This is a genomic window from Litchfieldia alkalitelluris, from assembly GCF_002153425.1.
Classification (GTDB): domain Bacteria; phylum Bacillota; class Bacilli; order Bacillales; family Salisediminibacteriaceae; genus Evansella; species Evansella alkalicola.
On record NZ_KZ119600.1, the window covers coordinates 4362654 to 4380682 of the forward strand.

Here is an 18029-nt window from a genome sequence, read left to right on the forward strand (position 1 = left end):
CCCATCTACAAAAACTCAGGTAACTTATTTTTATACATATCAATAACATTCGTACTCTGTTTTAAAACCGTCATCGTTTTTATATTCGGTTTCACAAAAATTACAGGGTAGTCCTTCTCATCAAGCTCCTCATTTACGGAAAAAGCTAGTTTTTCTTCGTCTAATGAGAATTCGGCTTCTACGCCCTTTTTGTTGCCACGAGCATCTACCCTTATCCATCTGTTTAGAGAGCTTAAATAAACTGCATTTAAAGCATGGATACAATAGCCTCCTTCTGGCGTATCAAACAACATTAGTCGTTGATAACAGAAGCCAGTTGGTATTCCTTGTGAACGCAATAGTGATGCTAATAAGTTTGATTTTGCATAGCAAATCCCTTCTTTTTGTTCCAAAACTTCAGATGCTGTACATGTAACGTGTTTCCCTTGTATATCCCAAGAGTGAGCTATTTCGTCGCGTACAAACTCGAAAGCTACTTTCGTTTTTTCCACTTCTGTTTGACTTGTGTTAAAAAGCTCCTCTGCTTTTTCCCTTATCAATAGGTCCGAATAATTCACTTCTTCCAACTCTAGCAAATAATCTTCTAGCTTGTCAGACTCACATATCATTTTTTGCAAAAATCCCGCCCCCTTTTGTTCATTTTGTAGAATAACTTACTTTAAGAATACTTTTTTATACACTCTATTAGGAACTCTCTATCTTCTGAAAAACTTAATCGCAGTTCCTTTAATTCGTCTATTTTTTCCCAGGCAATGTCATATATCAAATGGTCAGGATCTTGAAGTCTTCGTTCCCCACCAATAACTTTCACCAAGAAATAATGGACCTTATAAGAAATATTGATGTCTTCAGAAAAACCATTTTTCACTTTAATTTCCTTGATAACTTCCACATCATAACCTGTTTCTTCATGGACTTCCCTTACACAACATGCTTCATAGGATTCGTCTTTCTCTTTACCACCTGAAGGTACAGACCAACGTTTTTCTTCATCAGGAGTTCCTTGCAGCACCATTAAAATCTCCCCGTTTTCATTGATACAGACACCAGAAGAGCCAAACCATCGTTGCATGAAGATGCCCCCTATTTAAGTTTTAGCGTATTCTAGTTAGACCTAAATTTAAATCACATATGCCAGTCCTGACTCCACTGTTTAGGTATGCTCACCCCTGACTGTCTAAGTGCAACAAAGTACTGTCCTTGATGAATCCCTTCGTGTTGTATCGCTGTACCTAGTAATTCCATTACCGATAAGTATTCCGCACCCATTTTTACTGTCTCGAATTTTGTTTGATTAAATTCAACTACTAATTCTTCCATACTTCGTTCTAGCTCATCTATCAAACTAAGTTCGTCTGATGTCACTGCGCCTGGAAATTGCACACTCCCTGTTTTCAACCCGTCACGATAAACAACCCTTACACGAATCATATGTTTAAAGAGCTTTCTCAATGTTCCTAACTCTGGTGCTAATTGAATATCCCATTTAGTTTCTGGAACTTCTTTAGCCAACGCGTTAGTCATTTTAGCTGCATATATAAATCCATTTGCGTCCATCTAGTTAGCCTCCTCCATCGCTAAGTTACCAGTTAATGTTGTCTGCGCACAAATATATTTCCTCGTGCCAAAATTAGCAAACCGCTATATAACAAGGTTTTCGACCTGCACTTCCGCCAAAGAATTCCAATTTATGTATGTTGGTCGTGCGCAACATTACCAGCTAACTAGGTTTCCCACAAATACATCGATTCCGTTTCGCCGACCTTTTTCATTCCTAACTTTTCCAAAACGCGGATCGAGCCATGATTATTTTGCAGTGTTTCAGCCTTTACTCTTTCTACAGTAGGCGTATTTAGGGCCCAATGTATAAGTGCGCCAACAGCTTCTGTAGCGTAGCCTTTGTTCCAATATTCCTCCAGCAAACCATAGCCAACTTCCACAACTTTATTTTTATCAGGCTTACCCTTAAAACCGATGTCTCCAATCACCTCACCATCTGACTTTCGCACAACAAACCAACACCCCCAATATAACAAAGAGGAGTCCGCCGCCAACTCCTCCAGATAGCTTGTGATATGTGGATCCAAATCATAATTACGATCTTGGGCTATTACAACTGAGTCAGCTGTGCATGGTATGATTTTCAATCTATTTGTTTCTAGTTCCATTTCGGTAAATACCTCCTGCTCGTCTCCTCTAAAGAATACACGTCTAGCATTGGACTTGTAGTTGTCGTAACTTCTAGATCATTTCTCCATAGATAATACTTTTCGATATCTGATTTTTCCATTTTCCGTAGTCTAATATTATTTGAATGAAACAAAAACACCATCCACCTTCCATTCTATTAATCTAATTATGATAAACGATTAAACCTCCTTTGAAATTATCCTTTTTTGGAAGCTTTAATAATAAATGTAGCAGGGACTAACTCTGCTTTTTGTGTTGAGTACCACTTTGAAGCATCTTCAGATGGCGTGTTAGGTAACTCCACATCATCGATTACCTTTTCAATGGTAAAGCCACATTCTATTAGTGTATTAATATATGTAGTTAGTTTCCTATGATAGGTCACAACATTGTTATGCCAAGCTTCATTGTACTCAGGTCCCTCTAAAACATAAGATTTATGGAGTGTAAATGTGGACTGTTCATAAGACAAACGATCGTGTATTGGGTGCTCCCAACTAAAGACAAAGATCCCTCCTGGCTTTAAGTAGTTATGGACATTTGTCAACGTACGTTTTAAATCATACGTCCATCCCAACGCATAAATGGAATATACAATATCAAAATAGTTGCTTGGTAATCCGGGATTTTCCTCCATTGGGGACTCAAATAAGGATACTTTGACTTGTTGGTCTGCCAATACTTCCTTTGCTGTTTCTACTTGCTTTGTTGTAAGATCTAATCCCCACAATTCATCTGCTCCTTGACTCCCCATGTATTGTAAAGAATGCCCGCTTCCACAACCAACGTCTAATACCTTTTGACCTGAGATATTACCAAGTAATTTAAGTTTGTCTTCGTTCATAGCAAATGGACCATATTCAGGAAGAGCCGTTCTCCCGAAAAATCGTTCTGCTGCTTTTTCCCAACCAGCCTTATTTATATTTAATATTTCACTAGCTTTCATCTTATCCCCTCTTTGCACATTATCAATTTTATTTTTGCCGCTTTCGTCTTCTATCAATTCTTTAAATGCGATGAAACTCCTCCTCTAGAAATAAATATCAAACCTTTTTTGGAGAAAAAATCGTAGTTGCTTTTAGAGGAATATATAAACTTTCATAAAAAGAAATAGATTTATTTATATAGTCGGTACTGATACTTTCATAAATATATTTCAATGTCTCGTCCGTTCAATTTGTTTTTTCCATCTATAACAAAACAACTGGTAAATTATGTGTTACACTTTATTTAGAAATACTGGGTTGGCTATAACTAAGTGAACGGGTTCAGAGGTTTGACTTGGCAATTATCAGCAGCAAAATTTATGCGAGTTGTAAAGGAGGCTTTTGCATGTTAGCACAATATCTGTGGGCTAAATGGGTCGGGATCATCATTAAGAATTCCATTTATATCGGCATAGTCTTGTTGGCTTTTTATGGTGTTGAAAAACTGTTTAACACTACATTTAACTACCTTACGCTTCTTTTAGGTGGATTAATTTCTCTCATTATCCTAGAAATAATCGAGTATAAAAAATGGTTAAGAAATGGTGCAACTTCCAAGGGATAAAGAACATCAATTCCAACAGCTGTGTTCTTATGTTGAAAAGGCGATTAATACTAAAAATAGAAACGTGTGATGGTTATATTCCCCTGATTTAAAACATTTGTTATTCTTCATCATCCAATTTTTAGAATACAAGATTCAGTATTGGCGTTATTATGAAAATAGTCTTCTTGGAGAATACCACAAACTGCACAGTCCTTGTATTGATTTTTATAATTTCGAATCATGTGTCTGATCATTCCCTCTTGCTCCATTCCAACTTTTCTCATGATTCTTCCCGAAGCTGGATTATCCATGTTATGTGATCCTGATATCTTGTGAAGATTCATGTGCTTAAAGCCAAACTCCACAACCGCTTTTAAAGCTTCCGTGCCATATCCCTGATTCCACCATTTGTGTCCAATTGAATAACTAACCTCACAGTTGTCAGTAGAGCTGTCAAAATTATAAAAATCAATTTCCCCAATGAGTACACCATTATGTTTTAATTCAATGCCCCAATAGCAAAAATCTGTTTTTTCATATCCACTAATGACTTTTTCCACACGCTCTGATGTCTCCGAAATAGATTTGTGTGGAGCATTCACACGATGATCTGCCACACGTTCATCTGATAACCAATGGTCAAAAGCAGCTTGAGTATCCCTTATATACATCTTCCTTAAAATAAGGCGCTCCGTTTCTATTTTCGGCGTTCCTAAAAAGTTAACCATATGTCACCTCTTTACTTTAATCTTCAATTCTTCTAATTTAGTTTCAAGTTTTTCGAACCTCGTAATCCACAAGTTGGTTTTGGAAGCCGTCGTCAGTCGTGGAAAGCGACGATGTTGAAGAGTTATAGATATGATTTGATAAAAACCGATTACATTTCGAAAAAACTTTGTCTTTCTACTTTACAAACTCTGATGGCGTAGTTTTGGTACCAAGTGGATTTCCCTTTTTCCTGTGCAACTTTGTGAGCAGAATTCTCTTTCCATTTCTTAATAGATTCTAAGGAATCCCAATAGGAAACGGTAATTCCTAATCCTTCATCACGAGCACTTTCGACGCCTAAAAAACCTGTTTGCTTTGAAGCCAACGCAACCATTTTTTCCGCCATTTCCCCGTAACCAGCAACATCCTCAGAACGCTGTGAAGAGAAAATCACGGCATAATAAGGTGGTTCTGGAGTTTTTGCAAAACCATTCATGTTTCGTCCCTCCAATTCAACTTATTTAATATACTTAATTAATTTGTAACTAACTTTATAGTATTAACCTCTTAATTTCTTATACTTCTATATTTAGTAACTAACTTAATAGTATTAATCTTTTATTCGATACCAATATTTATATACCTCTTCGAAACCCAATTTCGAATAAAGATTTAGGGCTGGACGATTCGTTGATACAACTTGGAGATATGCATTTTCTGCACCATTTTTCTTCCCCCAATTAACAAGCGTAAAAATCAACTGTTTTGCATATCCTTTATTCCTATGCTTTATATCAGTGACTATATCAAACAGCCCTATGAACTCGTCATCTAAAACGCCCATTCCACATGCAATAGGTTCGTTTCTGTTATTAATAATAGATACATAGCAAACTTCTGGAACGATACTCTGTAACATCTTTTTTAATGTAGTCTGATCAGTAGCCTTTACATTATTTAATGTACAAAAAGCACGAAACCATTTTTCATCAAAGTGATGGTTAATGTTAACGTTACTCGCTGGCTCTACTTCGTCCACTCTATTAAGTGGTAACAATTGTACACTTGTTAATCCCTCTAATTTGTATCCTGCCCCGTCAAGAATACTGTCTAAGTCCACCGGGATCACATTGGTAGTAAGTTTATAAACTACTTTTAGGTTCTTGTCTCGATATATTTTGCTCATTCTTTCTATTTTATCTTTTATCTCTTCATTCGAAGGGTAAATTGGGTTAATAGAATTTGCTCTTTTTGTATACCCATTAGCAAATCTTAATATCCAGCCGTCAACCATTTGTGTTTGAAGAGCTGGAAGGGCATTTATTGATAGTTCTTCAATTTTTTGTATGATATTCTTATTACTCATCAGACATCATCATTTCCCTTCCCCATATTCCACCTTCATGACTTCAACCAATTTTTCTGTTATTTGTTTTCTTAAATCCCCATGTTTTTCATCACGATATTGCACTTCCTCAGAACGCCATAAATTATCGTCATATCGCCAGACTGGATAAGGCAGGGACGGTTCTTGCGTTCACGAAACTTTGCTTCTTTGTTTATTTTTGAAACTAAAATGTATGTTTAGAGAATGATAGTCAGGTAAAGTGAAGTGTACTGATAATTCAGAAAACTATAGACAGTAAAACGCCATATAGTAGTTTATTATTTTAAGTGTTTTGTACAGTTATACAGACTACAATCCCATGTACCTTCTGAGTGATTTAAAATCGTTAATGCAGTATTATCAATTTTTGTTTTCTTGTATTTTTCAGGAAGTAATTGCTGCAATGTTAATCCGATTAACGCACCATGGCTAATAACCAATAATCGTTTTCCTTTATATGTCTTTACTATTTCTTGTAAAAAACCTATTCCTCTATTAGCAACCTCGTCATGCTTTTCCATGCCAAGGTCTAAGTTCCGCCAATCACTTCCCCAGAGTTTTACTCTTTCCTCTTCGGTAGTTCCCTCAAGTTTCCCACAATTAATCTCTCGAATTCTTTCATCAGAATTGTAAGTATTGATATCTATTTTACTTCCAATGATTTGAGCTGTCTCAACTGCTCTACCTAAATCACTTGTAAAAATCATATCCCATTTTTCCTCTTTTGATAATCTAATTCCAATGTCTAGTGCTTGTTTTCTTCCTAATTCATTCAAAGGAATATCAGAGATTCCTTGTGCCTTCCCTAAACTGTTCCACTCAGTTACTCCATGTCTAATTAGTCCAATGGTTGTCATTCTTCCACCTCCAATATGATTCTCGCAAGGCTTTTCGTTATCGTATGGTTACCAGGTAAGGACGGCCTATAGTTACCAGTTAATGTTGTAAATAGGCAAATATGTTTCACTTCACCATAGTCACCAGTTAATGTTGCGAATAAGAAAATATGTTTCGTATCACCAACAATAACAAACCGCTATATGACAAGGTTTTCGAGCAACATAACTACCGGAATTTACAATTTATGTATGTTTCACGTGTGCAAAGTTACCAGCTAACTAGATTGACACCTTCTTATCACCTCAAAATTTATTGTGTATAATAGTAGTAATAAATCTTCTCCATACAAGGAGTGAAATCCATGAGTATACGTAAAGAAGAACTGTATCGACTTGTAGACCAAGTAAAAGAAAAAGATGCGAAGCTAGTCTATGACCTTATTAAGGTTGTTATTGAAAAAGATAACGAAGACAATATAATTGTCAGTGCAGATAACTCTCCCATTACTGAGTCAGAAAGAAAAATATTAAAGCAGGCTAAAAGTGATATAGAAAATGATGATCTTTTGAATTGGGAAGAGATTAATGACTAGATATCATGTGAAAATAAGAAAACCTGCTGCTAAATATTATCAAAAGCTTAGTCCAAAATTAAAGAATAAAGTTAAAGAAGTTATAAACCAACTTAGTGTTAATCCATATTCTATTCCTAATGTAAAACCATTAGAGGGGTCTAATCACGATGATTATCGAATTAGGATTGGTTCCCTCCGTTTGTTGTATCGTGTACAAAATGAACAACTAGTAATCATTGTCATTGATATTGGGCCAAGAGGAGATATATACAAGTAGAAACTCACATCATACCTAACGACAGAGAAACGGATTTGAGAATATTCACCGCCTATTCGAAAGCATAGTTTTGAGATGCTTAATCAAAGATCGTTTCTTTCCTTGGGTCCTTTAGGAATTCAAATAACATTTTTATTTGGGACACTGTGTTTCTCCCTAAAGATAATTTTGGCAAATTGTTTTCGCTAAAAAAATCAATGTCGTATGTTTCTACTCCACTCATTGCTTCTCCACCAACTATATTGCACTGGATAAACAACTTATAATAGTGGTAAGGTTGTGGCGGGTGAGGGTGCTTATGCATGTCTAGTATTGCAAGAAATTTTGCTGGAACGACTTCGTAACCTGCCTCTTCTTCGATCTCTTTCACCACATTTTCGGTTGGCGATAAACCTACGTCACAAAACCCTCCAGGCAATGACCACTTATCATCAATTTTTTCTCTCACCAATAAGATCTGATTATCTTTAAAGACTACCCCTCTCACATCCACTTTGGGAGTTTGATAACCCTCTTCATTCGCAAATAAATCTTTGATTTTCGTCAATTCTAAATCCGTATATTCCGCCATGATTTCAGTGCTTATTTTCCGCAACTCTTCATACCTTTCAAGATCAAACGTATCTCTGGAAAAAGTTAAGCCAGCTTGAGATAACGATTGAATCCTCTTTGCCCACTCCAACCATTTGTCATTTTGAGATAAACTCTCTTTCAAAAAATCACCCACTTTCGTTTCATATGTAACCCGTACTCATTTTTATCTCACTAGTTACCTGGTAATGTTGAGGACGCACAAAATCACACACGTTACCTGGTAATGTTGGTGACGGACAAGACTTTTCCCCAACACCAACGTTACCAGTTAATGTTTACTTCGAGCAAAACTATTTCACACCTCCAAAATTCCAAAACCGCGTCATTGCAAGGTTTTCGAGCTTCATTAACACTAAAATTACCAATTTATGTATGTTGGTCACGTGCAAAGTTACCAGCTAACTAACTAAAAAGGTAGCTGCTCGCTCCTGTATTCAATCCCTAGCTCCTTGTACCAATTATTCAAACCAACCCATAAGTTTTCACAAAGAGAGTATATTTGCTCTTTACTATCTAACTTGCCTTCCATCACCTTTTTCACAAGCTCATCATACCCTTGAGGCTTTGAGGACATTGCCAGAGACTCTTCAAAGGTCCTCGCTCGCGTACTGTAAATTTGCCTATTCGCCAAGCCAATTAGTTTAGCTGTCTGCCAAGCCAAGTCCTTCGCCCCCAGAGGAATATAGTTCAAATTTTCGTTTTTGAAGCTATTTCTGATCTTGCCAATCGTTTCATACGGCTCCCAAATCATAAATTCCCGCATTACTTCTTTCATCGCTTCATCAGAGACTTTAAATGGATAACCTTTCACCTCCTCAAATATGTTTCCCGGGTCAAAAATGGCGTGGATATTAATATATACCCCTGCCGTGATCGCCCACGATTCATCAACTTCCATTGCTTTTTTGAAAAAAGTAGACTTCTGTTCCGTACTTATTTCAATCTTAAATTTATCGTATATAAATTCATAACCTTCGATGGAAAAACCATCCCTGGTAATCACATGCATCTCAATATCAGAATATGGTCCATCACTCCCAGCCCCCACGGAACCATAAACGCCGATTGCTAGTATGTTTCCCTCATATTTTTTAAACAACCGGTCGGTAATCTCGTCTATCATTTCCATCTTTTCGTCCCTTGATGTGGCTGCTGGAAATGGCAGTATATCGCCCTTGCTCCAATTATTTGTTACCCCAAACCTGTTGATGAACTCCTGATAGCTATCCGACGCAAATATTTCCTCAATAAAACGCCCTTTTTCCTCCCTGTATTTGTCAATGTTCTTTCCATTGTGCTTCTCTTTTAGCTTGTTGTATTCCTTTAAATAATCAGGGTGTACTCTGAAAAACTTGGTTAATAGCCAAAAATGGTCGACATCTGAAGAAGTCACCGTTAGTTGGACTCCTAAAGGCAGTATTTCATCTGGATCTTCAAACGCGCAGAAATAACTCGTCTGACTGCTACCTTCATTAACATCATACATTTCCCTCAGTCTTTCTTTTGCTTGGGAAAAATCAGATTGGGGCACACGAACTTGAAGGTCTACGTCCCCTTTGGTTAGGGAACCCTCCACGGCAGTGCTGCCAACATGAATTATTTCAGCATAAGGTAATTTGCTTTCTATTAAACTTCTATGCTTCTTTAAAACCTCATGTACTTTCCTTCTAAATATTTTTTCATCTGAAAAAGTCACTATTTCACTCATTTATAAAGTCACCCCGTTAAGTTACCAGGTAATGTTGCCTTTGCGCAACATTACCTGGTAACTTGTAGTAAATGATTAGACTCCAATTGTTTCAATATAGTTTTTAGCCATAAAGTATGCTGTAACCGTAAATAACTGTGTATTGATTTTATTATTCATTATCAAATCACCGAAACTATTAAAATCGTACAATTCCACCTTCATTTCTTCCGTATCATCTAAATCCTGTTCAAATGCTTTATATGCCTCAACTATTAGATAAGTTTTTATTTTGTTGTTTTGGGTCGCCGGGTTTACCATGAACTCACCTAGAAACATTGGTTTTCTTAAGGAAGTGTAACCCGTTTCTTCCCTTAACTCCCTAATGACACCTTCTTCATGAGTTTCATCACCTTCCCTTTTTCCAGCAGGTACCTCCAGGAAAAAGTCTTGTCCCGCATAACGATACTGTTCAACAAGTACAATCTCATTGTCTTTTGTTATGACAACACAGTTTACCCAATCTGAATATTCATTGACGTAATAATCATTGATCACTAACCCATTTGGAAGTTCACAACTATCTTTTCTAATGTTACCAAATGGACTTTTATGTACATACTCTGTACTTAGTGTCTTCCATTTATCCATGTTGTTGCCCCACTTTCTTTCCTCAGTAACTCCATCGTTACCAGGTAATGTTGCCTTTGCACAACATTACCTGGTAACTTCCACCGTTGACTCTAATGCTTCATTTCTAACTTCCAAAATATGATTTTTCAAAATATAATCTTTCCCGCCATTCTTCTCATACCAGTCCTTGACCCGCTGCACATGAGGCATGTCACCCCTAACCTTTGATTCTATCTCTACATAATCCTCGTAACTGTCATACTCCCAGATAGCAAAGATTTCATGAGTGTTATCCCCATTATCCTTCATCCAGCGCCCTACAAGACGCGCCCCGTGCTTTAATTGATTCGGTAGATTAGTTTGATTAAAGTGCCTATTAAATTCCCCGACAAAGTCGCTTTTCACAATATAATATTTTCTCCTATAAAACATAGCGTCCTCCTTTTGTAAACGCAAGAACCGTCCCTGCGTTTACAATGTTGACTAGATATTTTCATAAATTTCTAGAAGTGAACCAGCTGGGTCTCGAAAATGAGCAACTTTAATACCCCAATCCTTTTGCTCGGTAGGCTCAGTGAGAAAGTTGACTTTACCTTTTAATTTTTCATAAGATTCTTCGACGTTTTTCACTTTAAAAACCAAGGCAACCTTGTCGCTCTTATCAATCTCGGTTCTATATTCTGCGCCGATTGCTTCAACCATTTGTTTACGTTCAAATAACCCTAATTTACAGCCATTAAATATAAAGTCTGCATAATTGGAATTTTCATGCCCCCAAGATACCTCAAATCCCATTACATCTCTATAAAATAGAAAACACTCTTTATAGTTATCAACAAGCAACCGTGTGTGTGTAAGTTCCATATGAAAAACCTCTTCCCGTTTTGATTTTATTCACTTCCTTAAATTCTTGAGATAAATTCATCATTGCTTTTAGCAAACTATGAATTACACCCCTAAACGCAGGGACGGTTCTTGCGTTTACAAAGAGGGTGTGGGAACAGTGAACGCAAAAACTGTCTCTATTTTGATAGACTAGACCTCTTCACCCGTTACCTGTCCCTTTACCAGGTAATGTTGCCAAACAGGCCGTCAGTAGAAATAGCCACATTATATTGCCGACTACTCCCAAAAGCACACTTGTAATTTATTATGATCCAAGTCATAGAAGTCGAAGTATTTGTTATCGCCATCGTCTCTTATTTCAGTTACTTCAACACCCTTATTGCGAAGCTTTTTATATGTACCCTCGATATCCCTAGTGAAAAAAATTGGATATGCTTGATTTTCATGATAGGCGATGCTTTTGGCCTTGCTTGAATCCATACTTACGGTCTTTCTTAAATCCTTATTTGAACCCTTACTTCCTTCTTCGATCGTGAGTGGTACTTCACTTTTTCCAACGGATAAAACTCGATAGCCTTCCCCCTGAAAGGTTACCTTAAAACCTAATTCTTCGTACCACACACTTGATTTTTCTACATTGCTAACGGTTAAACAAATCGTGTCAATTCTTTCAAACATACATATAAGCCTCCTTTATACTCAACAACCTTAAGCTAAGGCTACCCGCCTGTTAGGAGAAGCCTTTCTTTAGCCTGAAAGCAAGAACAACAATCATTTTTTTCCAAACAAAAAACCTGTACATTCCAAAAACATTTATAAGTTATGTTCTTGTAACTGTGACATTCCCCTCTTTATTTTCCTCATGATTCCATTGAACCTGGATTTCAAATGTTCCGTCTTCAAAAAATAGTGGAAATCTTCTTCTAATAGAATCCTGCATTGGTAAAGTATATGCTTCGTTTATATTTACCCATACTGCTTTTCCCTCTGGAGCATTTTCAAGCAGTTCACCTGTAAAATCTGTTGTGATGTAATTAAAAATCATATATCTATCATTTGCAACTGGATTTACATATTCATAGAGACCTTTATATTTTAGGTTTCTTACTTCTAATCCAGTTTCCTCTTTAACTTCCCTAATAGCCGCTTCTACTATACTTTCAAGGAAATCAACCTTCCCACCTGGAGGAATGAATCCCTTAAAACTATCATGTTGTCTATCAAGTAGTAGAACTTTATCTCCATTTTGAACCATGCATAATGTCCAAATCTTAAATGTTATTTCTTCACTCATACTTGCCCTCCACTTTCTTGCCTAATATGTCCACCCACTTCACTTTCCGTTACCAGGTAATGTTTCCCCAGTTCAACATTACCTGGTAACGGGAATGACATACTCCAATAACGGTAATTTACGGTCTGAAAAAACAGTCGAGTTTACTTCTCCTATTCTTCTTGCTCCCATCCTAATGTAAAAGTTCTCCGCATAAGGATCACTATCTATTTTAAAGCTCGACACATTATGTTTTTTCGCCCTCGATACAATATCTTCCCATAACATTTTTCCAAAACCCTTACCTATCCCACTCGGGCGTATGAACAGAGCTTCTAAATCGCCCACACTCGAATTCGATTGCTCGAAAAGACAAAGACAATAAAAACCAACTATATGGCTGTTGTCTTCAACTAAATAAGTTAGTTTCTCTTTCACATCTTCCTCCGTAATCGTTAGGTCATCTTTACACTGAGTCATAAAATCCTCTGAGTAACCCCAATGGGCTTTAGATTCGTACGCTACATTACTCAATTCAGAGCAATCTTTTATATCTGCTTTCCTAATTAACATTTGTAGTAACCCTACCCTCTCCTAATACTACTTAAAGATTCGATATACACTACTTTAAAACCTATATGTTTTATAATCACCAGTATCTGAGGAGTACTTCATCACATTCCCGTCCTTAGGTATTCCTTTAAAATAAGCACCAATACAACCTGTAGTACACCTGTGCCCTGCAATGAGAATATTGTTGAGCTTTTGTTTTTCACAAAGCATTTCAAGCTCTTTCATAAAGCTAAACACTCTTGCAACAAATTTGTTTGGATCTTCAACACCCTGATAGACAGTAGAATCAGGTAATGGACCAACCATCTTCACTTTCTCTATAGGTAATTTATCAGCTTCACCCAGATCATAAACATCTAATCTTTCATCTACTACTACTTTTGAGCCAGTAACCAAATCTGCTGTTTGAACAGCTCTTTCTTGTGGGGATGAAAAAACTATATCAAAAGGTATACACTGCAATTTTCCCCTCAATACCTTCGCTTGTTCTATCCCGTGTTCATTCAACGGCAAGCCCATTCTCCCCTGCATTTTACGTGTTTTATTTAAGTCTGTTTGTCCATGTCTAATGACATATATCATAGTGAAATCTCCTCAATGTATTGTCCATTATATAAGCGGACTTATTAGTAATCTGCCTCCTCATAGTACTCACTCTTTAGTAATGACATAACATGCAAAGATTCGTATCCGTCGTCACCTTTAATACATTCCCTTAACGTCCCTTCAACGAAAAAACCTTCTTTTTTGTATAAGTTATACGCTCTTTGATTGTTAACTTTCACATCTAGCCATAAACGATGAGCACCAAACTCCTTGAACGCCCAATTTTTTATTACCTTGAACCCTTCTTTTCCGTACCCTTTTCCTTTATCTCCAATAGTAATTCTCACAAATTCCAAGCTTTTATTTGGATTTTGCAAGCCTGCTATAATCATGTAACCAATTAATCTATTACTTACACGTTCTTCCATCACCAGATGTAATATATCTTCATCATCTAAAGCTTTTTCATGCTTAACCAAAGACCATGGCAAGATATATTTGGCATTGTCTTTATCTGATTCTAATTTACAAACAAAGTCTAAATCGTTTTCCGACGTGTAACGAAGTCTTAATAATTTTGATTCTAGGAACATCATATCCCCCCAATCAAGGGTGTCCCAATATTTAATAGAAACACACCATTTTTTTCGCAAAAACTTATTTAACACCCTTCCAAATCGTCCATCTATCTTTCTCAACTATCGTCCCTTTGTTTTCTAAAGAATTATCAATATGTTTTACTAAAAAACGCAGCTCCTGGTCATCTAATTCGTGCAGGATGCTTCTTCCCGTTCTTTCCCTTAAGTCATCTAGTAAATGCTCTTTATTCTCATAGACCTTCCTCGTTTCCCACAACTTAACTTCCTCAATGCTCTTAAAACCAATATCCCTCAACACCGCCATAACATGTTGGCTACTATGTCTACGACTCGTCTCCTTTTCTACCAACCTAGGAAATAGTTCAAAAAAGTAGCCTCTAATGTGATTTTCATCTCCTATTAAGAGACAATCTTCTGGCGTTCTGTCCTGTACAATATAAAATCCACCATCAGTTAATAGCCTATGCGCTTCTTTGAAACAAGCGTTTAAATCTTTTATATGGTGGATCAGGGCTCTTTCAAGTACGAAATCATATTTGTTACTATGTAAGCCTGTCTCAAATGCATTCCCATGTTTAAATGAAATGTTTTTATATGCCTTACAGTTTTGTTTTGCCCCTTCAAGCATCGCTTCGGAAAAATCAACGCCTGTTACCTCACCCACGCCCATATCTGACAGTGCCTTCGTGTAAATTCCACCGCCACAAGCAATATCTAAAGCATTAGAAATCTCCTCTACTGGGATCAATTTATTTATTGCTTCCACCCAAGTTTTATCCGCATCTCGGGTTGTATAGGAAGTCTTGTTCTTCTTACTATGAAAATCAATTCCCATTATCGAGCCTCTCCCCTCATCTCAGATTACTGTTCCACGCTGCAAACAATCACACTTCATCAAAGTAGCGATGCAACACTACATACTTCATCACTGCAGAAATACAAGCACTGCAGGAATGCAGCACTTCAGCACATCATCTCCCGCAACAATCTACACTACATCGCTGCAGCACGACATCTCCCGCAGCAAGCAACACTACATCACTTCAGCACTCCACCACTGCAGCAATGCATCACTTCATCTGCATTTCATGGAGCACTCTCTCCGCAAGCTTTATATTTTCTTTTAAAAAACGAGGAATTTCTTCGTGATTCAAGATTTCTGAGGTCGTCATCCAAACCACTTCATCTACTTCTTCCGTACTTTTTGCGTATGGGGTGCCTGATTTATGGTGACAAAGAAAGACGATATCTACTACATGACGTCCTGAATCCGAAACAAACGAGGAACTATTGACGTATTTGAGGTTTTCCACTTCAACTCCTATTTCTTCAAACACCTCTCGATGCAGCGTTCTTTCGAGAATGTCAGCAGAATTCCCTTCCTGTTCACACGTCCCACCGACGAGTGACAGAAGTCCTCCAGCATGTTCCTCCTTCTTACTTCTACGAATCATAAGCCATTTTCCATCAAGGTGAATGGCACCTTCCACATTTACGATAAACATTTAAATGACCCCAGTGATATTGTTGTAAAACTATATTGTTGCTGCTTGTTCAAGGTCAAGAAACGTATCTGAATTTCGGAATCAAAGTCCCTGGTCGGGAAGTCCATTGTCCAGATCCAAGGTACAAAGTGGTTCCTGGTTTGATGGTCCGTAATCCGTGGCCCCGTATTCCCTAGTCTCTGATCCGCAGCCTCAGCTGCAAAAGAAGTTAATTTCGTCGTCAAACCTCTAAATCTTTACATGAAAATATAGTTGGTACAGCATAATAATTTTAACACTTTTTTCCTTAATTTAGGCAAAATATATTGATTCTTCAGAAAAATCTCTATTTAGTTGCCTTTTTAGTTACCATTTTAGTTACCAGGTAATGTCGTCTAAGTCCAAATATATTTCACCAAGTCAAATTCTAAAAATCCCATTATAACGGGATTTGTGTCAAAAAAAACACCCTCAACTTACAGTAAATGTAAGTTGAGGGTGTGCAACATTACCAGCTAACACCAATGTTGTGATGATCTACTCAGCCATTCTTAACAGAAAGTCTCATTTATGTACTTTTATTTTCGTTTATAATTGATCCATTCTATTTTTAAGGGAGCTCTAATATGACTCAACATGATCAAAGTTTATTGACTACGATAAATAAATTTATGTCCATGCTAAACACTCTTGAAGATTCTAAAAAATCTTATGGTGAATTTCGAAATTTACTTCGTTTGTTAATTCGTTTACAGAATAACAAGCATACCATTCCAGTAGTTGAAGTCGTGTCGCTAATAAAAGCTAAAAAACCAAACATTTTCTACCTCTTACGAAGGGAAGCAGAAATCGACACGAACCTCAGTATTATAATTAGTACAACAATTGCAGAAGAACAAGCAGAACAAAGAGTTAATTCTTTAATCGAGAAAATAAGATAGGTCGGCACTTCTTGTTACCAGGTAATGTTGTTTAGGGGCAACTTTATTGCCCCATGACATAAATTAGAAATGGCTATATTAAAGGATTTCTGAGGGTAACTCGAGTTAGATATTACATTTCTTGTAAGTTGAGCAAGGGCAAGATTACCAGCTAACAGAGGGGTTCGAGAGAATCGCTACAATGTGTACCATGGTTAATGGGAACATACTATATACCTTCATTAAGCCTAGTTTTATTAGGATTTTATCCATGATAAGTACGACTCCAAATAATAGCGCCTTGAGGCTCCACTTGTTTTTTAACGCAACAGCTGTCCCAATGGCACCATAAACCATGCCATAAGCTGGCACCATCTTCATCTGTTCCTGCCACTTATAGTTCTTCCCAATGCCAAAACGAATAAGACGATAAACTTCCAAAATAAATACACCATTCACCCATGTCATATGCATCATGTTATACAGACAAAGTGCCTTCATTGTCTTATTTCCTTCCCGTAGGCCCTTCCATCTGACATCACTGATAAAAAAGAAAAACGGAATTAACATAAACGTAAAACGCGTTTTCCACCATTTCCTCTTAAACAACCCTAAATGGATAAAAAGCTTCTCTATGATAGAAAAGTACAGGGAGAATAACAATTTAGCCCCCCAACCTAACCGCAATCCGCTAATGGAAACAGCAGTAAAGGGCACATAAACTGCCTGTGATAAAGTTGCTCCAAGTATGTTATCAAAGTATTTGTTTTTCAGCACCTTTGGTCGATAACGATATCCTGGGAAAAAAGAAACGACGATATAATCAAAAATGAAGGCAAAACCCATATTTGATAACAATAAAGCCAATAGTCCTCTCTTCTTTGGCTGTTTTGAGAAGACGAATAACAGTAATGCAGTATGTATGACCAAGAGTAATAAATATGGGTACTTATTTGTTTTGCGAGCCATTAACAACGAAAATCCCCCTGTCTCTGCTAACAAAAATGTGATAAAGATATTATTTGTAATTCCACACATTTTTATAATCGCAGGTAAACGCAGGGACGGTTCTATTAGGGGACAATCGGAAGTTTTGCGTACACAAAAGCCCGATTAGGTGATAAAAATCGCCTAATCGGGCTTTTATTTGGCTAGGTGCTGATTCTCTGACGCAAAATTTTTGATTGCCCCAGAAGAATGAAGTCGCGATACTCCGCACAATCTCCCTTGGGGATTCAATCTTTTACTCTTTTATTATTTTATTCTTTTTAGCTTGTTTTGAGGTATTAATAGTAGTGTTCGTATCCTAATTTGCCGTATTTGGGTATAGTTTCCCCCTCCCCACTGAAGGGGCTTTTTTTCAAC

General features: G+C 37.1%; 27 protein-coding genes. 4 read left to right on the forward strand and 23 right to left on the reverse strand.

Annotated features, from left to right (window positions below):
• Window positions 1–5: 5 nt before the first annotated feature.
• The 6 genes from BW724_RS20500 to BW724_RS20520 all read right to left on the reverse strand — a co-directional run bounded on the left by BW724_RS20500 (window position 6) and on the right by BW724_RS20520 (window position 3154).
• Window positions 6–608, reverse strand: a complete 603-nt coding sequence (locus tag BW724_RS20500) for a transglutaminase-like domain-containing protein (protein ID WP_088078101.1) — start codon at window positions 606–608, stop codon at window positions 6–8.
• A gap of 50 nt (window positions 609–658) precedes the next feature.
• Complete coding sequence (locus tag BW724_RS20505; RefSeq protein WP_088076970.1) at window positions 659–1072, reverse strand: NUDIX hydrolase; 414 nt, start codon at window positions 1070–1072, stop codon at window positions 659–661.
• 53 nt (window positions 1073–1125) lie between these two features.
• Window positions 1126–1557: a DinB family protein gene (locus tag BW724_RS20510; protein WP_088076971.1), complete on the reverse strand. Its 432-nt coding sequence runs from the start codon at window positions 1555–1557 to the stop codon at window positions 1126–1128.
• A gap of 167 nt (window positions 1558–1724) precedes the next feature.
• The gene (locus tag BW724_RS20515) at window positions 1725–2168 is read right to left on the reverse strand and encodes a GNAT family N-acetyltransferase (RefSeq protein ID WP_088076972.1); all 444 of its coding nucleotides are present in this window, start codon (window positions 2166–2168) and stop codon (window positions 1725–1727) included.
• Complete coding sequence (locus BW724_RS23840) at window positions 2159–2323, reverse strand: GNAT family protein (RefSeq protein WP_176371510.1); 165 nt, start codon at window positions 2321–2323, stop codon at window positions 2159–2161. Before BW724_RS23840 ends, BW724_RS20515 begins: the two co-directional genes overlap by 10 nt.
• Before the next feature lie 63 nt (window positions 2324–2386).
• The gene (locus BW724_RS20520; RefSeq protein ID WP_268876183.1) at window positions 2387–3154 is read right to left on the reverse strand and encodes a class I SAM-dependent methyltransferase; all 768 of its coding nucleotides are present in this window, start codon (window positions 3152–3154) and stop codon (window positions 2387–2389) included.
• Between the two features lie 368 nt (window positions 3155–3522).
• Here BW724_RS20520 and BW724_RS20525 point away from each other — a divergent pair, with 368 nt between their 5' ends.
• Complete coding sequence (locus tag BW724_RS20525) at window positions 3523–3741, forward strand: hypothetical protein (RefSeq protein ID WP_088076973.1); 219 nt, start codon at window positions 3523–3525, stop codon at window positions 3739–3741.
• A gap of 110 nt (window positions 3742–3851) precedes the next feature.
• Here BW724_RS20525 and BW724_RS20530 read toward each other — a convergent pair whose 3' ends face one another.
• From BW724_RS20530 to BW724_RS20545, 4 genes are all read right to left on the reverse strand, one after another.
• A complete protein-coding gene (locus BW724_RS20530) occupies window positions 3852–4451 on the reverse strand; it encodes a GNAT family N-acetyltransferase (protein ID WP_088076974.1) in 600 nt (199 codons plus the stop codon).
• Window positions 4452–4600: 149 nt separating this feature from the next.
• A complete protein-coding gene (locus tag BW724_RS20535) occupies window positions 4601–4927 on the reverse strand; it encodes an antibiotic biosynthesis monooxygenase family protein (protein WP_088076975.1) in 327 nt (108 codons plus the stop codon).
• A 114-nt stretch (window positions 4928–5041) separates the two neighbouring features.
• Window positions 5042–5797 (reverse strand): GNAT family N-acetyltransferase, encoded by a 756-nt coding sequence (locus tag BW724_RS20540; RefSeq protein ID WP_088076976.1) that lies wholly within the window; start codon window positions 5795–5797, stop codon window positions 5042–5044.
• A 299-nt stretch (window positions 5798–6096) separates the two neighbouring features.
• A complete protein-coding gene (locus BW724_RS20545) occupies window positions 6097–6675 on the reverse strand; it encodes a histidine phosphatase family protein (RefSeq protein WP_088076977.1) in 579 nt (192 codons plus the stop codon).
• Between the two features lie 344 nt (window positions 6676–7019).
• On the opposite strand from BW724_RS20545, the gene BW724_RS20550 reads away from it, so the two are divergent.
• Window positions 7020–7250 (forward strand): hypothetical protein, encoded by a 231-nt coding sequence (locus BW724_RS20550; RefSeq protein WP_088076978.1) that lies wholly within the window; start codon window positions 7020–7022, stop codon window positions 7248–7250.
• Window positions 7243–7509 carry a type II toxin-antitoxin system RelE family toxin gene (locus tag BW724_RS20555; RefSeq protein WP_088076979.1) on the forward strand — a complete coding sequence of 89 codons (267 nt, stop codon included), beginning with the start codon at window positions 7243–7245 and terminating at the stop codon, window positions 7507–7509. The genes BW724_RS20550 and BW724_RS20555 overlap by 8 nt, the downstream gene beginning before the upstream one ends.
• A gap of 79 nt (window positions 7510–7588) precedes the next feature.
• Here the strand turns inward: BW724_RS20555 and BW724_RS20560 are convergent, their stop codons facing one another.
• From BW724_RS20560 to BW724_RS20615, 12 genes are all read right to left on the reverse strand, one after another.
• On the reverse strand, window positions 7589–8224 hold the full coding sequence (locus BW724_RS20560) for an NUDIX hydrolase (RefSeq protein WP_088076980.1): 636 nt from the start codon (window positions 8222–8224) through the stop codon (window positions 7589–7591).
• 285 nt (window positions 8225–8509) lie between these two features.
• Window positions 8510–9811: a kanamycin nucleotidyltransferase C-terminal domain-containing protein gene (locus tag BW724_RS20565; protein ID WP_088076981.1), complete on the reverse strand. Its 1302-nt coding sequence runs from the start codon at window positions 9809–9811 to the stop codon at window positions 8510–8512.
• Between the two features lie 75 nt (window positions 9812–9886).
• Window positions 9887–10441, reverse strand: coding sequence for an NUDIX hydrolase (locus BW724_RS20570; RefSeq protein ID WP_088076982.1), 555 nt, complete (start codon window positions 10439–10441; stop codon window positions 9887–9889).
• Window positions 10442–10507: 66 nt separating this feature from the next.
• The gene (locus tag BW724_RS20575) at window positions 10508–10855 is read right to left on the reverse strand and encodes an NIPSNAP family protein (protein ID WP_088076983.1); all 348 of its coding nucleotides are present in this window, start codon (window positions 10853–10855) and stop codon (window positions 10508–10510) included.
• Between the two features lie 51 nt (window positions 10856–10906).
• On the reverse strand, window positions 10907–11287 hold the full coding sequence (locus BW724_RS20580; protein ID WP_088076984.1) for a VOC family protein: 381 nt from the start codon (window positions 11285–11287) through the stop codon (window positions 10907–10909).
• Window positions 11288–11545: 258 nt separating this feature from the next.
• A complete protein-coding gene (locus tag BW724_RS20585; protein ID WP_088076985.1) occupies window positions 11546–11947 on the reverse strand; it encodes a VOC family protein in 402 nt (133 codons plus the stop codon).
• Window positions 11948–12089: 142 nt separating this feature from the next.
• Window positions 12090–12563 carry an 8-oxo-dGTP diphosphatase gene (locus tag BW724_RS20590; protein ID WP_088076986.1) on the reverse strand — a complete coding sequence of 158 codons (474 nt, stop codon included), beginning with the start codon at window positions 12561–12563 and terminating at the stop codon, window positions 12090–12092.
• Between the two features lie 78 nt (window positions 12564–12641).
• Window positions 12642–13115: a GNAT family N-acetyltransferase gene (locus BW724_RS20595; protein ID WP_088076987.1), complete on the reverse strand. Its 474-nt coding sequence runs from the start codon at window positions 13113–13115 to the stop codon at window positions 12642–12644.
• 54 nt (window positions 13116–13169) lie between these two features.
• Entirely contained in the window at window positions 13170–13697 is a 528-nt protein-coding gene (locus BW724_RS20600) for a histidine phosphatase family protein (RefSeq protein ID WP_088076988.1), read from the reverse strand.
• Between the two features lie 44 nt (window positions 13698–13741).
• A complete protein-coding gene (locus tag BW724_RS20605) occupies window positions 13742–14254 on the reverse strand; it encodes a GNAT family N-acetyltransferase (protein WP_088076989.1) in 513 nt (170 codons plus the stop codon).
• A gap of 64 nt (window positions 14255–14318) precedes the next feature.
• On the reverse strand, window positions 14319–15095 hold the full coding sequence (locus tag BW724_RS20610) for a class I SAM-dependent methyltransferase (protein ID WP_088076990.1): 777 nt from the start codon (window positions 15093–15095) through the stop codon (window positions 14319–14321).
• Window positions 15096–15330: 235 nt separating this feature from the next.
• Window positions 15331–15765: an NUDIX hydrolase gene (locus BW724_RS20615; protein WP_088076991.1), complete on the reverse strand. Its 435-nt coding sequence runs from the start codon at window positions 15763–15765 to the stop codon at window positions 15331–15333.
• Window positions 15766–16370: 605 nt separating this feature from the next.
• Between BW724_RS20615 and BW724_RS20620 the strand changes: the two genes are divergently transcribed.
• Window positions 16371–16685 (forward strand): hypothetical protein, encoded by a 315-nt coding sequence (locus tag BW724_RS20620; protein WP_088076992.1) that lies wholly within the window; start codon window positions 16371–16373, stop codon window positions 16683–16685.
• Between the two features lie 144 nt (window positions 16686–16829).
• Here BW724_RS20620 and BW724_RS20625 read toward each other — a convergent pair whose 3' ends face one another.
• On the reverse strand, window positions 16830–17639 hold the full coding sequence (locus tag BW724_RS20625) for a hypothetical protein (protein ID WP_088076993.1): 810 nt from the start codon (window positions 17637–17639) through the stop codon (window positions 16830–16832).
• Between the last annotated feature and the right edge of the window lie 390 nt (window positions 17640–18029).